Origin of the sequence: Capnocytophaga haemolytica (genome assembly GCF_001553545.1) — a bacterium.
Classification (GTDB): Bacteria; Bacteroidota; Bacteroidia; order Flavobacteriales; family Flavobacteriaceae; genus Capnocytophaga; species Capnocytophaga haemolytica.
Genome location: NZ_CP014227.1, coordinates 356,270 through 370,895 on the forward strand (window position 1 = coordinate 356,270; position 14,626 = coordinate 370,895).

Genomic DNA, 14,626 nt, shown 5'->3' on the forward strand with positions numbered 1-14,626 from the left:
TATTAGGTTTAGTATTTTGCTACCTAATTTACAGGTCTATCACAGGCCCTATTGAGTTCAAAAAAATTAAAGAGGAACGCTACACCGAGGTAATTAAGAAACTGAAAGATATCCGTGCAGCGCAAGATGCTTATTTGAGACTCAACGGCAAATATGCCGATAATTTTGATGAGCTTACTAAGTTTATCGAAACTGCACAATTTACTATTACTTCACAACGCGACACAAGCTGGAATGCTTTCGATGAGACTTTTAAAATTACGGTAATGCGCCAAGGTGTAGTTATTGATACTTTGGGGCACGTATCAGTAAAAGATTCATTGTTTAAAAACGATAATCGTTATTTGCATTTGCGCGATTTACCTCCTATCAAAGGTAAAATTCCTGGTCAGTTTATAATGAAAACAGGAGAAATTACCGACAAGAACAATGTAAAATCTTCCGTTTTTGAAGCGTATGTGCCTAAGAGAGTGGTGCTACAAGGTCTTGATGAAGACTTAGTAGAAAAAGAAATTGCAAAAACATCGGTAGAAGATGTAAGAGGTCCTAATATTAAAGTAGGTTCACTCGAAGAGCTTACTGTAAACGGTAACTGGCCAACTTCTTATGACGCAAAAATTGCAAAGCAATAATCAGTTTAAAACGTACTTTAAGGAATTGTCCATTCAAATAAACTTGGATGGACTTTCTTTTTGTGTGTTTAACCCTGTGCTCCTGTGTGTAGAAGCTATTTATAATTTTCCTATCAACTTCAGCTATAAGAGCAAAGAAGATATCGATAGGCAAATCTATTTTGTGATACAAAGTGAAGACGACCTCCGCCAAGATTTCGATACTATTAAGGTTTTACACAATACCCCTTCCTTTGCTTTTATCCCACAGTCTCTTTACGGCGGAAAAGACGAAATGCTGGAATACCTCAAATACAGTATAGATGTATCGGAGGCGGAACCCTATACCGTGGAAATTGATAGAATCATATCTATTGAAACGGTGAATGCTTATTTGCCCAATACAATAGTAAATAATTCACTACTTTCTTATTACGGTAGGTTCGACTACCAACACTTTGCTACCTCACTACTACGTATGTTCCTCAAACACTACTCTTCGCACGCTTTCGAAGTAATGTATATCTATGCCGAAGTAGGCTCTTTTTATTTTGTAGTGTTCAGAGGTAAAAAACTGTATTACTTCAATAGGTTCAGTTATGAAACCATTGAAGACTTCTTGTATTACATTCTTTTCTCTATTGAACAATTGGATATCGATACTGAGCAAGTGCCTCTTTATATCACAGGGGAAGTAGACCCTACAGCACTGTTTTATAATAAGGTAAGGCGTTATGTGAGGTATATTTACCTCCTGAAATACCATAAGGAACATTTTGCTGCAGGAATGGACGAAGAGCTCATTCGTCGGAATTTTGTGCTCACCCAATCTTTTTAACCTATTGCTATGAAATTTTTGAACATATTGCGCAATACTTTTAAACTATACCAAAGTACTTTCGGAGTACACCTTTTGGGCTCTCTTATTTTATTTACAGTAGTGTTTTTAGTTTACGCTTCTCTTATTACTACTATCTTCGGAATGCCTTTAGAGGATATCATTGCTCTACAAAGCAACCCCGAAAAGCTCATCGCTTTAGTCAGTAGCCGGAGTTTTGTTATTAAATTTTGGTTCTTCTCGTTACTTGTAGATGGCATTATTACCCCTTTTACAGCAGGTATTTACAAGAACTACGCGACGGTAATCCAAGGGGAACGCGCTACTTTGGGCAACCTATTCACTTATTATCGCGCTCCTGAAACAAGTGCTATTTTAAGCCACGTTATTCTGCAAATGTGCCTTAAAACTTTTATATTAGTAGGCTTTTCTGCCGTAGGAATGTACTCGTTAGGACTTGCCTTTAACACTATCATCTCGTTAGTATTTGTGCTCACTATCCCGATTATTATTTTGGAAAGCAAACCTCTTTTCAAAGCTATGGGAGAGAGTTATAGAAGAATAATGCTCGCACCTTTCACTGCCCTTATCATTACCTTTTTGGGTTGTGTTTTTGTATTAGCAGGCTTTCTTTCTTTTGGTATAGGCATTGTGATTACCTTCCCGATACTTTTTGCGAGCATTTTCAGTATATATCTTTCAATAAATAAAAGGTAAATAATAATTTTCTGCTACTATTTACACTACTTATACAGATGAAATAAGAAAAAGACAGTTAAAAATTAATAAAACAAATATATGAAAAAAGTAATGCTTTTGGGGCTCTTAACAATGGGCTCTTTTACTCTGAACAGTTGCGATGAATTGCAACAAGTTATGGGCAACACTACCCAAGGCGGTAGCGGATTTAATGTAGCCAGCGGACTCAAACAAGCCCTTGAAATGGGGGTAAGTAGTGGGGTGGATTTGCTGAGCAAAGACGGTGGTTATTTTAAAGACCAAGCGGTACGGATTCTCTTACCCGAAGAACTCCAGAAGGTAGATAAAACTTTGCGTTCGGTGGGGTTAGGTTCTTTGGCTGACCAAGGGCTAAAAGTACTAAACGAAGCAGCCGAAAATGCTGTGAGTCAGGCGAAGCCTATCTTTTTATCGGCGATACGAAATATGACCTTTACCGATGCGATGAACATCTTAAAAGGTGACGATACCGCAGCGACTACCTACCTAAAAAACAGCACTTATAGTTCTTTGGAGACCGCTTTTGCTCCCAAAGTGCAAGCCTCACTTAGTGAAGTAGGTGCCGATAAGGTATGGGAGAACATTATCAACAAATATAACCAAATACCTTTGGTAAAGCCCGTTGAACCGAACCTTACTAAATACGTTACCCAACAGGCTATCAATGGGTTGTTTGTGAAGGTGGGCGATAAGGAGAAGGAAATACGCACGAACATAGCGGCGCGCACTACCCCCTTACTAAAATCGGTGTTTGCGATGCAGGATAATAAATAATAGCAAATCCCTTTCTCACAGAGAAAGGGATTTTTTGTTGTTTAACTGTTAACGTAGCACGTGCGAGCTGTACGGACTGTTAAATTAGCAAATTGCGAGCCACACAGGCAGTTGTAGCACGACAGGCAATAATAATCCCTGTGTAGTATATAAGTACCGCACGGAGAGTTTTATTCCTACTGTTTCTCTTTGGCAATCCTGATTTTGCGTAACCATAAACCGACACCAAGATACAACAGACAAGGAATAATCCCTGAAACGGGTGAAATGAGTATATCTTTACCCGTTTCAATGAAAATATGCTTGTCGTACATCAAGCTGTAGATGGTAGTATCCTCAATAGCGTGCATCCACACCCCAGGCCAGATAGAGCCCGTAAGGCGGAAAATCTCGGTATACATTACCGTCCACAAGGTGCAGCTCACTAATGCCAACACGCAAAAGGTTACTTTGTCGTAAGGGAATAAAGCAATTAGGCGTTCGGGTTTTATGAAGTAGAAAAAGTAAGGCCAATGCCACGAACACCACACTACCCCCACAATGAGGTAGAGCCATATATCTTTCAGCTTCAAACTGAGCAAACGAGCGGTGAGGTACCCCCGCCACGACGATTCTTCAAAGAAATTCTTTACAAATTCCGCTAATACAAAAATACCAAAACCCGCGAAGTAGTTTGTCCAATGGATTTGCACTTTCAGCCACCCAAAAAGTTCTCCAATAAGCAGAGTAAGGGCAATCACCGTAGGATAAATAAGCGTAGCCACCCCATACCACCGCAGGTTTTTCTTGATAAGTGGGCGCAGTCCTGCATCGCGCCAACCATCGCCCATAAAGGCGCGCAACACGAGCCAAGTCAGCACTGGGGCAGCTATAAAAATACCCATTCCTTTAGTACCATTGCTGGTATTGCTGAAATCGCCTGCTGTTTCCCCCGTAAGGGAATCTACCCATACGCCTACCCAGCCACAACTGAGGGCAACGAGAATAAAAATGCATACATTTATCTTCTTGTTCTTTGTCATAATAGAAGAAGTTTTGAAAGTACAAAGATAAGAAAAAATAGCAAATTAGTAAATTTACAAATGTGCTAATTAATATGTTAGCCTTCAGTGGCTCTACAGTGGCTCTACACCGAACAATAATAGGTATTAAACTGAATAGCAGACGAATACATTTGCTACTTCATCTAATATTTTACAGCTTTGCACCACTAATCGACAAATTGACATATTGGTTAATTGATAAATTATGCTTATCTTTGCACTTCACATAAAAAACATTAGTAGTTTGTACTAATGACTAAAAACTAACATCTAATATCTTACATTATGAGTTTTTTGAAAAAGCTTTTTAATTTACATCAGGGGGAAGAGAAAAAGGAAAAAGTAATTGAAGATATCCTTAGCAATATCTCTTTTCGTGGCGCTAATCTATGGATTTTGGCTTGTGCTATCCTTATTGCTTCTATTGGGTTAAACGTGAACTCTACCGCTGTAATCATTGGGGCGATGCTTATTTCTCCTTTGATGGGACCTATCGTGGGAGCAGGATTTGCATTGGCTACTTATGATTTCGACCTGTTGAAGAAAACTGGCAAGAGTTTGCTCATCGCTACTGTGGTGAGTCTTATAGTATCGTTTATCTACTTCTATATCAGTCCGTTTAAAGATGTACAGTCAGAGCTTTTGGCGCGTACTTCGCCTACCATTTACGATGTGCTTATTGCCTTTGTGGGTGGGTTGGTAGGGGCTATCTCGCTAACGCGCGAGGATAAAGGTAACCCTATACCAGGGGTGGCAATTGCTACCGCTTTGATGCCACCGCTTTGTACAGCTGGATTTGGCTTGGCTACGGGCAATATTAGTTTTTTTTTAGGAGCTTTCTATCTATATAGCATCAACTGTTTCTTCATTGGGATTGCTACTTTCCTCATCATCAAATACCTAAAATACACTCCTAAAAACACGGGTAACGAAGCGCTCAACAAGCGTTTGCGCGTTGCTATCACCACATTGGTTATCCTTATTGTTACCCCTAGTTTGTATTTGGCATATAGCCTTTTGAAAGAGAAGGAATTCCACGAGAATGTAGCTCATTATATCACTGCCGAGTTTGAAAACAGCGGTTATACCATTATTTACAAGAAAATACACTACAATGCCTCGCCTAAAACCATTGAATTGGCTTTTTTAGACAAGAAATTTACCGATGAAGAAGTAAAAACACTACAAAGCAACCTCAAAAACTTCAAATTACATAATACCGAACTCATCATCAGACAAAAAGAGTCGGATATTGACAAAGAGATGCTATCGGAAATCAACAAAAACAAGGCATCGCTTTCTAATAAAGACATAAAGATAAATCAGCTAAAAGAAGAGTTGGCGCAATACAAATATACCGACCCTACTTTTGCCAAAGAAATAAAAGTATTGTTCCCTAATATTGAGAGTTTTTATTTTGGAAAACTGACAGATTTTTCGGGGAAAGGCAACTCTTCTCTTACTACGGTGATGCTCTACACGCCTAAAAAAGAAACTGTGAAGGGTAAAGAAATCGCCAAAGAAGTGGATCGCCAAAAGTTGCAACAATGGCTCGCTGAGAAGTTTGGCGATAAGAAAGTGATTTGCAGATTAGCAGATTAGGTCGTAGCACGACAAGCGATAAGTAAAAACTCCGCGTGGTGCGAGCCACATAGGCTGTCGCTATCAAGAGTTTATTAGCTAACTTGTAAATTAACTAATTATTATCTTTACAGTAGCACAACAGTAAATAGCTTCATCTTCCACTTATTCAGTAGTGATTAGACAGATGTTTTTACACTATTATTAGACTTAGATGATGAAAGCTCCATAAGTAACACCTAGCAGACTTAACAAATGCAAATATCAAAGAATAACAATGATGCATAACTTATTTCAAAATATCTACAAACACCCTCTGATAGGGGCGCAAGAACTACAACAAATACAAAAAGCCCATCAGCCTATTGCGCTGTAAAACTCACCCAAGGGGATCGCGTTGTGAAAACTGCCATTTCAGCTGAGGATGGAAGTTTTGCGTTCCAAGATGTTGCAGAGGGGAACTGTCGCATTGAGGTTGTTTCTATCTTCTATGAGGCTTATTTTCGGGATATAAGCGTAACATCGGATGTATCGCTGGGGGTTGTTACCATTTCAGAGAAGACGCAAAACCTAAAAGAGGTAACCATTACAGGGCGTAGAAACCCCATAACCCCGACTGATACAGGTACCTTAATAGAGGTAGCAGGCTCGCGATTGAGCAACCAAAATGATGTGTTTTCCATTTTAAACTATGCCCCCAGTATCTCGACAGCAAGTGGGCTAAAGATCTTTGGAAGTGATGATATTCTACTCATCTTAGACGGGAAGGAACTTCATTTGAGCAAAGATAAATTAGAGCAGTTTTTGAGTAAAATCCCTGTAAAAAGCATTCAAACCATTGAGGTGATTGATAGGGCTGACGTTAGTTTTGACACTTCAAAATCGGGGGTTATTAAGATTAATACCCTTCAAAAGGACGGTTGGACAGGCTCTTTGTCGCAGAATGTTTTTTATAAGAAAAGAATTGGCTATAGTGATGATGCCGATCTGTTTTATGCTAATGACGACTTTCGTATTTTTGGCACCTTTTATCACTCAAGAGGTAAAACTTTTTCAGAGAGCACTGAAAACCAATTGTTGAAATCTCAAAATATCGCTTATAACAGCACCACAGAGGCATCGCTTAAAAGAAAGGAAAATAGCTTTATGTTGGAGGCTGACTACTATTTGAATGAAAATTCTGACCTGAGTTTTCTCTATGTTTACGATTACGATGTAGATGCTAACCACGACCGAGATATTCATACGGATGTCCTTAAAAATAAGCATTTTGACCATTTACTCACTTACAAAAGGTTATTTGATCAGACCTCTAAAGACCACTCGTTTTCACTGAATTTTAATAGCGAGTTGGATACGCTGGGTTCAAATGTAAAAATAGCGTTAGACTTTATGAATAAGAAATACATAAACCCTGTTTGGGAAGAGGAAACACACCATCAAATGCCTATTATTAAGGAAAAAAGAGAACAGAACTCTCATTCAAATAGCTTTGTTTATGTGTTTAATACTTCTTGGAATAAAAAGTTTTCCAATAAGCAACAGATTTCATTAGGTACGCGTTTGTCGTTAGTAGATAATAAAGATTATTTTGAACATTTAGATATAATAAATAATCAGAAGATAAGGAATACGCGCTTTTCAAATGATTTTTTCTTAAAAGAATACATCTTTGCGGTTTATTCGAGCTATAATTTTCCTCTTGGAGCAAAATCGAATATCACCTTAGGGGTTCGCTCTGAATATAATTACAATGATTTCACCAATACGATGGAACGTTTTAATAACCATAGCACCCAATGGATGCTCAATGGGCAATACAACACTAAATTATGGGGCAATAATTTTTATATCTCGGCGGTAAAACGCTTTAACAGAGTAAATTATTACTCGTTTAACCCCACCTATATAAAGGATACACCTACCTCAGCTTATTCGGGAAGTAAGGACTTAAAGCCAATTGATGTTTACCAATTGCAGACGGGTTACAAGATTGGCGATGTAAACTTGGCTTTGGTGTATCGTTATTATGAGCATAATGTGTTGTACAGACCCAATAACATCAATGGGGTTGTAACTACGCGCCCTGAGAATGTGGGGTATCGGAATGAGTTTTATGCCTTTGCTTCTACCTTCCAGAAGTTTACAGATTGGTGGGAACTCAACTTAAAATTGACAGACGGACATTTGGGTTTTAAACTCCCTGAGGAGCGGTTTAGTTCCTTGTATGGAGAAGTACAATTAACCCAGAATTTTAATCTCCCTTGGCATATACAAATGAGATTGGATTATTCGTATACTTCTGATCGTAAATTCTTATATACGAAGAACTATTACGATCATTCTTTAAATATGCGTTTGTTTTATCCTTTGTCGAAATCTTTTAAGTTAAGTGCGTTTGTAAATGATATTTTCAATACATCGCGCTCGGAGTCGGAGTATGATTTTAATAATATCTATCAGCATAGTTTTAACAAATTTGATACGCGTTCTTTTGGGGTATCGCTCACTTATGATTTCTCAAAAGGGAAAGAGGTAGACGATGATATAAGGAGCAGTGGGGCTGAGAATGAGAAAAATAGGTTGAGATAATGATATTTTCCTCAAAAACCTCCTAAAAGACAGCAAATAAGTTTTCAATTACTACCCTTTCTTTAAAGTTAAAAATAACGGCTCAGAACTCAGAGAAACAGACTTGAGCACTTATACTCCCTCAAAAAATTATACATTATACATTGTGCATTATACATTATTTACTACTTTTGCCGTGAAATAGGTCTGAGGTGTGAGGCATCAGGCTTGAGATAGCTACCCTGAATAAGCACTAAAGCCTCATACCCCATACCTCAAGCCTCAAACCTAATTACTTATGAATTACATCGTAACCTCTCCGTACTTCCCGCAGAACTTCCAGAAGTTCGCCATAGAGCTTCACAAGGCGGGGGTAAACGTCCTTGGTATAGGACAGGAACCTTATGAGCAGCTCGATACGCCACTAAAGGCTGCTCTTACCGAGTACTTTCGCGTGCAGAACCTCGAAGACGCAGCAGAGGTGAAACGGGCAGTCGCTTACCTCTTTTACAAACACGGAGCGATTGACCGCATTGAGTCGCAGAACGAGTATTGGTTGCCCTTAGATGCACAGCTCCGAGAGCAGTTCAACGTCTTTGGAATGCGCGAGAGCGACCTTCGCAAAACGCGCTATAAGTCGGCAATGAAAGCCCTCTTCATCAAGGCAGGCGTACCCGTGGTGCCTGGTTATCTCGTAAAAACCCACAAGGACATCGCTAAAGGTGTGGCAGAACTCGGCTCACCGCTCATTGCCAAGCCCGACAGTGGGGTAGGGGCGGCAGCGACTTACAAGCTCACCTCTGAGGCTGATGTGGCACACTTCGCTGAGGCGTGGGACGGCGCACACCCTTACTTCTTAGAGCCTTTTGTGGAGAATGCCGCTATCACCACCTTCGATGGACTTATCAACGCCCAAGGGGAGATCGTCTACCAAACAGGAATTACCTACTACTACACGCCTATTGACCTCTTTGACAACCCTGCACTCGACTGGACGTACTACATCGAAAAGACGCTCGACCCACAACTGGTGGACTATGGGCATAAGATTGTAAAGGCTTTCGGAATGCGCGAGCGGTTTTTCCACATTGAGTTTTTTAAGAAGGCAAACGGCGAATACATCGTCATTGAGTACAACAACCGCCCTGCGGGGGCTTTTGCGGTAGACGTGTACAACTATACCCACTCGCTGGATCTCTACGCCCTCTATGCCCGTATGGTATGCGGTGAGGACATACGCCCTGCGGTAGCCGCCCGTACCGAGCAATACGGCTTGGCAGTAACACGCCGCGACTACAAGCACTATGCGCATAGCGAGGCGGATATACGTGCACACTATGGTGATGCCCTCAAAGCGGTACTGCGTATGCCACAGGCTTTTGCAGGCTTACAAGGCGACGTGATGTACGTGCTCACAGCTCCTACCCTTGAGGCAATGCAGGCGATGGAGCGGTATGTGAGTGAGCAGGTTTGAGGTATAGGGTTTTTATGCGGTGTCTTAGTGAGATTACTCAGTAATAACGGTAAATCGCTGGTGGAGGTGTTTCTTCTTCTCCACACCATCTACGAAGCTACAATAAGATCTGTGGGGAGCATAACCGTAAAAATAGCATTTTTTTATAAATACTTAATAATAAGCGTTATACAACAATAAAACTATTTTAATCTCACTTTTCTATATTAAACATTTGTTTAATTCAAAATAATAGTTGTATCTTTGCAGCGTGAAATAAATCGCTAAAGTATGAAGAGAAAATATCATATCGCAATAATGGCGGCAGTACTGCTCAGCAGTGGGGTATGGGCGCAGCAGCGACTGACGCTCGCTGCCGTACAAGAGAAGGCGGCAGCGCATTACCCGCTATCGGCACAGGGGAAGCTCATCGCCGAGCAGGCTGAGCTCACTACCGAAAACCTCAATAAGGGTTACCTGCCACAGCTGAGTGTAGCAGGGCAGTACACCTATCAGAGTGATGTTACCAAGATAGCCCTGCCTATAGCGTTGCCTGTGCAGTTGCCCGAACTAAGTAAGGAGCAATACCGCATCTATGGGGAGGTCGCTCAGCCACTGACGCCTCTGCTCACCTTAGGGCATCAGAAGAAGGTGGTGCAAGCGAATAGCCTTGCCCAAAGCAAGCAAGTGGAGGTGTCGCTCTACGGGCTGCGGCGAGGGGTGCAACAGCTGTATTTCAACATCTTACTCTTGGAAAAGCAGCGGGAGCAGTTAGCACTTACGCAGAAAGACCTCGCCTTGGCTATTGAGCGCAATGCGGTAGCCGTAAAGAGTGGGGTTGCCCTCAAGAGCAGTGCAGAGGAGCTGCGAGCACAGCAGATAAAGCTACAGCAACGGGAGATTGTGCTGAGGACGTCTCGTGCGGGGGCACTATCGTTGCTATCGCAATACACGGGCGAGGCGATCGCTGAGGAGGCAGTGTTAGAAGTACCCACAGAGGCGGCACTCACCCCAGCGGTACGCCCTGAGCAGGAGGCTTATGCGGCACAAAGTGAGACACTTGCCGCCCAAGAACGCACGCTCAGCGACCGCCTATTGCCACAGCTGGCACTCTTTGTGCAAGGAGGCTATGGGCGTCCTGCGCTGAATATGCTCGCCACGGAGGCAAAGACGTACTACATCGGTGGGGTGCGGCTCTCGTGGAGCTTGACGCCGCTCTATACCCTTCACAAGGACAAGGCACTCTTGCGCAACCAACAGAGTGGCGTGGCGGTGCAAAAGCGGCTTTTCGAATTGCAACAGCAGCTCGCAGTAACGCAGCAGCAGACGGAGATCGCGCGGCTCAGGGCTCTCATCACCACGGATGAGGAGCTTATCGCCCTCAGAGGACGCGTAACGGCAACCGCTGCTAAGCAATTGGAGTACGGCACAGGCACCACTACCGACTACTTGACGCACCTCAACGCCGAAGACGAGGCACGCGAGGAGAAAGCCCTGCACGAGATACAACTGCTAATGGCGGAGTATGAGGTTAGCTTTCAGCTTGGAGCTAAATAATAGTTCTTTTGTCTTGATACAAAAGAACCAAAAAATCAAGGCTCTGGATGCTTAGGCGAGAAAGGCAGAAGCTCCTCGCTGAAAATTCCTAAACTCGCTCCCTACGGTCGCTCAAACAGTAGGAATTTTCCACGCTCGTGTCTTTGCCTTTCTCAGCCACGCCTCCAAGGCCACCGCAGATCGGGAAAAAGGTAAGGGTGCAGATTAGGATGCTTATTCAATAGTTAGTGTACTAAATTTAATCGTAAAATAATAAACAATGAAAGTAAGAAATGTTATAACTATAAGCCTTGTTACAGCCTTATTGGTGGCTTGTGGAGGCAAGGGTGATACTCAGACGGCTCAGGGGACGTTTGAGGCGGAAGAAACGCTTATATCGGCGGAAGCTACAGGGGTGCTGAAGTCTTTTGACTTAGAAGAGGGGCAGGTGCTTGCTGAGGGGCAGCAGGTGGGCGCGATTGATAGCTTGCCGCTGTACCTGAAGAAAAAGCAACTCGAGGCACAGATCACGGCGGTGCTGGGTAGGCGTCCTGATGTGGGGGTGCAACTCTCGGCATTGCAGGAGCAGCTTACCACCGCAGAGCGCGAACTGAGGCGCGTGGAAAATCTCGCCCAAGGGGATGCGGCTACCCCTAAGCAGCTCGATGATGCGCGTTCGCAAGTGGCGGTAATCAAGCGGCAGATAGCAGCACAGGCGTCGTCGTTGAATATCAACAGCGGGAGCCTGAGTAAGGAGGCAGTGCCACTGCAAGTGCAGATAGAGCAGGTAGCCGACCAGCTGCGCAAGTGTCGCGTAGTGAATCCCCTCGCAGGGACGGTGCTCAGCAAGTACGCCCAGCCTTACGAGATGGTCGCCACAGGCAAGCCGCTCTACAAAATCGCCGACCTCTCGACCCTCACGCTGCGGGCGTACATCACGGGGGATCAGTTGCCACAGGTGCAAATTGGTCAGCGGGTGAAGGTGCGTACGGATAACGGCGCAGGCGGCTATAACGAGGCGGAGGGGACGATCAGCTGGGTGAGTGCTGAGGCGGAGTTTACCCCTAAGACGATCCTCACCAAAGAGGAACGACAGAACAAGGTATATGCCATAAAAGTGCGTGTGCCCAACCCAGAAGGAAAACTCAAGATAGGGATGTATGGAGAGACAGTTTTTTAGTGCATAATCAATAGTGCATAATGGATAGGAGACAGGCAAATAGATATATACTACACACTATTCACTGCCTCCTAACTTCTCATTTCTAAATTATGACAATAATACTATTTTTAATGGTTTTACTCCCAATAGTGTTTATGGTGCACGATTTTGAGGAGGTGATTATGTTTGAGCAATGGCTTGCAGCCCACCGTGAAGAGTTGCATAAACGCTTCCCTAAGGTGGCGGTTTTTGTAGAAAAACAAGGCTTATTTGAGTGGCGTACGGCTACCTTTGCTGTGGCTGTGGCACACGAGTTTGTACTGCTCTCCGCAGTGAGCTACATTAGCATCTACACAGGAGCTTATGAGTGGTGGTTTGCGGGCTTTATGGCGTACTTCCTACACCTACTTATGCACATCGTCCAATGGCTGGTTTTTAAGCGTTATGTGCCTGTGATTATCACCTCGCTGGCATCACTGCCTTACTGTGGCTATACGCTGTGGTTGTTCTGTGAACAACAATGGCTTAGCATTGGTGAAATGTGCCTTTTTACTCTTGTAGGCGTTATAATCGCCCTGCTAAGTTTTCCTTCAGCTTTTGGGTTGGCAAGACTTTTTAGAAAATATGTACAGAAGTATTAAAACTACTATCTTTGTCCCTTAAAATAAGTATAACAATGAAAAGAGAACAGACAATCATCCGATGGTTTGCGATGTGGTTAGAGCAAAAGGCAGAGGGTATCAGCGATATTTTCACCCCTAACGCCGTGTATATAGAGTGCTGGCGACCCAAATACGTAGGCTTAGCAAAGATACAACACTGGTTTAATGAGTGGAACATACGCGGACGAGTAACGCAGTGGAAGGCAAAGCAGTTTTTCCATAAAGAGGACCAAACCGTGGTACAATGGATTTTTAGCTGTGAGATGAAAGGCGAGGCAGCGCAATCGTTCGAAGGGCTTTCCTTAGTGCGTTTTGATGCGGAGGAAAAAATCTGCTTTTGGCAAGAGTTTGGCTGCAATACAGCCCACTACGACCCTTACGAGTACGGGGCAACCCCTGTATTCAAACCCACTGAAGAAGGCGTGTTTTTCTAAACAAAGAAGGCATATCAGTTTCCTATAAACTCCCATTTTTATAGTATAAAACACAAATAAACCTCATTTCCACAGAAATCAGCCAGTCGAAAAACCAAAAAAATGAACCCCACGTGAACGGCACTTGAACCCCAAGTGAACCCCATATCCTCCCTAACAGAAAATATTTCTGTTCGAGAAAACCTTAGAATAACGGCAAAATATGAACACACATACATCTAACGACCTCATCATCGAGGGGGTAAGCAAGCAGTATAAAACGGGTAATAAAGAGCCTGTACAAGCCCTTAGTGATATTTCCTTAAAAGTGGAAGACGGCGAGCTCTTTGGGCTTATCGGTGCTGACGGGGCGGGCAAGACAACCCTCTTCCGCATTATCGCTACGCTGCTCTTGCCCGATAGCGGCACGGTGCGCGTATGCGGCTACGATGTGCTCAATGATATGCAGGCGATACGCAACATCGTGGGCTATATGCCTGGGAAGTTCTCCCTCTACCAAGACCTCAGCGTGGAGGAAAACCTGCGCTTCTTTGCCGCCGTCTTTGGCACGACAGTCGAGGCAAATTACGGGCTTATCAAGGACATCTACGAGCAGATTGCGCCCTTCAAAACACGGCGCGCGGGCAAGCTCTCGGGGGGTATGAAGCAGAAGCTCGCCCTCTGTTGCGCGCTTATCCACCGTCCGCGCCTGCTGCTCTTAGACGAGCCCACTACAGGGGTGGACAGCGTTTCGCGACAAGAGTTCTGGGAGATGCTGCGCCGCCTGAAAAAGGAAGGCATCACCATCGTGGTCTCTACCCCCTATATGGATGAGGCTTCGCTCTGCCAGCGCATTGCGCTCATACAAGGAGGCAAATTGCTGGGTATCAACACCCCTCAGGGCATCATTAAGGGCTATGGCGAGCGGCTTTACGCCGTAAAGGCAACCGAGATGAGTGTCCTCCTACGCACGCTCAGCAGTTGCCCCAAAGTGAGCAGTGCCAACGCCTTTGGGGAGTATCACCACATCACTCTTGCCACAGGGGCGACTATTGATGAGGTAGTGCAGTACGCCGAGACACAAGGCTTGCAGGGGGTAGCGGCAAAGGAAATCACCCCTACGGTGGAGGATTGTTTTATGAAGCTGATGAGGCAGGCGTGAGGTGTGGGGTCTGAGGTATGAGGAACGCACCTCTAATACGGACACTGATCGGACGCTGTACGGATTCATTACGAACACTGAT

13 protein-coding genes and 1 pseudogene are annotated in these 14,626 nt (G+C 43.7%); 13 read left to right on the forward strand and 1 reads right to left on the reverse strand.

Annotated features, from left to right (window positions below; all coding sequences use genetic code 11):
• Positions 1–50 precede the first annotated feature (50 nt).
• From AXF12_RS01690 to AXF12_RS01705, 4 genes are all read left to right on the forward strand, one after another.
• A complete protein-coding gene (locus AXF12_RS01690; protein ID WP_394336598.1) occupies positions 51–632 on the forward strand; it encodes a hypothetical protein in 582 nt (193 codons plus the stop codon).
• On the forward strand, positions 607–1,449 hold the full coding sequence (locus tag AXF12_RS01695; protein ID WP_066427923.1) for a DUF3822 family protein: 843 nt from the start codon (positions 607–609) through the stop codon (positions 1,447–1,449). Before AXF12_RS01690 ends, AXF12_RS01695 begins: the two co-directional genes overlap by 26 nt.
• 9 nt (positions 1,450–1,458) lie before the next feature.
• Entirely contained in the window at positions 1,459–2,166 is a 708-nt protein-coding gene (locus AXF12_RS01700; RefSeq protein ID WP_066427924.1) for a DUF2189 domain-containing protein, read from the forward strand.
• An 81-nt stretch (positions 2,167–2,247) separates the two neighbouring features.
• Complete coding sequence (locus AXF12_RS01705) at positions 2,248–2,961, forward strand: DUF4197 domain-containing protein (RefSeq protein ID WP_066427925.1); 714 nt, start codon at positions 2,248–2,250, stop codon at positions 2,959–2,961.
• Between the two features lie 176 nt (positions 2,962–3,137).
• Here AXF12_RS01705 and AXF12_RS01710 read toward each other — a convergent pair whose 3' ends face one another.
• Positions 3,138–3,983, reverse strand: coding sequence for a CPBP family intramembrane glutamic endopeptidase (locus AXF12_RS01710; RefSeq protein WP_066427926.1), 846 nt, complete (start codon positions 3,981–3,983; stop codon positions 3,138–3,140).
• Between the two features lie 306 nt (positions 3,984–4,289).
• On the opposite strand from AXF12_RS01710, the gene AXF12_RS01715 reads away from it, so the two are divergent.
• From AXF12_RS01715 to AXF12_RS01750, 9 genes and pseudogenes are all read left to right on the forward strand, one after another.
• The gene (locus AXF12_RS01715; protein WP_066427927.1) at positions 4,290–5,606 is read left to right on the forward strand and encodes a DUF389 domain-containing protein; all 1,317 of its coding nucleotides are present in this window, start codon (positions 4,290–4,292) and stop codon (positions 5,604–5,606) included.
• A gap of 256 nt (positions 5,607–5,862) precedes the next feature.
• Positions 5,863–5,955 (forward strand): annotated as a pseudogene (locus tag AXF12_RS12715) (cyclic nucleotide-binding protein); the annotation flags it as partial.
• A gap of 29 nt (positions 5,956–5,984) precedes the next feature.
• Positions 5,985–8,177 carry an outer membrane beta-barrel family protein gene (locus AXF12_RS01720; protein ID WP_066427928.1) on the forward strand — a complete coding sequence of 731 codons (2,193 nt, stop codon included), beginning with the start codon at positions 5,985–5,987 and terminating at the stop codon, positions 8,175–8,177.
• 277 nt (positions 8,178–8,454) lie between these two features.
• The gene (locus tag AXF12_RS01725) at positions 8,455–9,630 is read left to right on the forward strand and encodes an ATP-grasp domain-containing protein (RefSeq protein WP_066427929.1); all 1,176 of its coding nucleotides are present in this window, start codon (positions 8,455–8,457) and stop codon (positions 9,628–9,630) included.
• 270 nt (positions 9,631–9,900) lie between these two features.
• On the forward strand, positions 9,901–11,166 hold the full coding sequence (locus tag AXF12_RS01730) for a TolC family protein (protein WP_066427930.1): 1,266 nt from the start codon (positions 9,901–9,903) through the stop codon (positions 11,164–11,166).
• A gap of 259 nt (positions 11,167–11,425) precedes the next feature.
• Complete coding sequence (locus tag AXF12_RS01735) at positions 11,426–12,325, forward strand: HlyD family secretion protein (RefSeq protein ID WP_066427931.1); 900 nt, start codon at positions 11,426–11,428, stop codon at positions 12,323–12,325.
• A 92-nt stretch (positions 12,326–12,417) separates the two neighbouring features.
• Positions 12,418–12,948, forward strand: coding sequence for an HXXEE domain-containing protein (locus AXF12_RS01740; RefSeq protein ID WP_066427932.1), 531 nt, complete (start codon positions 12,418–12,420; stop codon positions 12,946–12,948).
• A 35-nt stretch (positions 12,949–12,983) separates the two neighbouring features.
• On the forward strand, positions 12,984–13,403 hold the full coding sequence (locus AXF12_RS01745) for a nuclear transport factor 2 family protein (RefSeq protein ID WP_066427933.1): 420 nt from the start codon (positions 12,984–12,986) through the stop codon (positions 13,401–13,403).
• Positions 13,404–13,605: 202 nt separating this feature from the next.
• Positions 13,606–14,544: an ABC transporter ATP-binding protein gene (locus AXF12_RS01750; protein ID WP_066427934.1), complete on the forward strand. Its 939-nt coding sequence runs from the start codon at positions 13,606–13,608 to the stop codon at positions 14,542–14,544.
• Positions 14,545–14,626 lie beyond the last annotated feature (82 nt).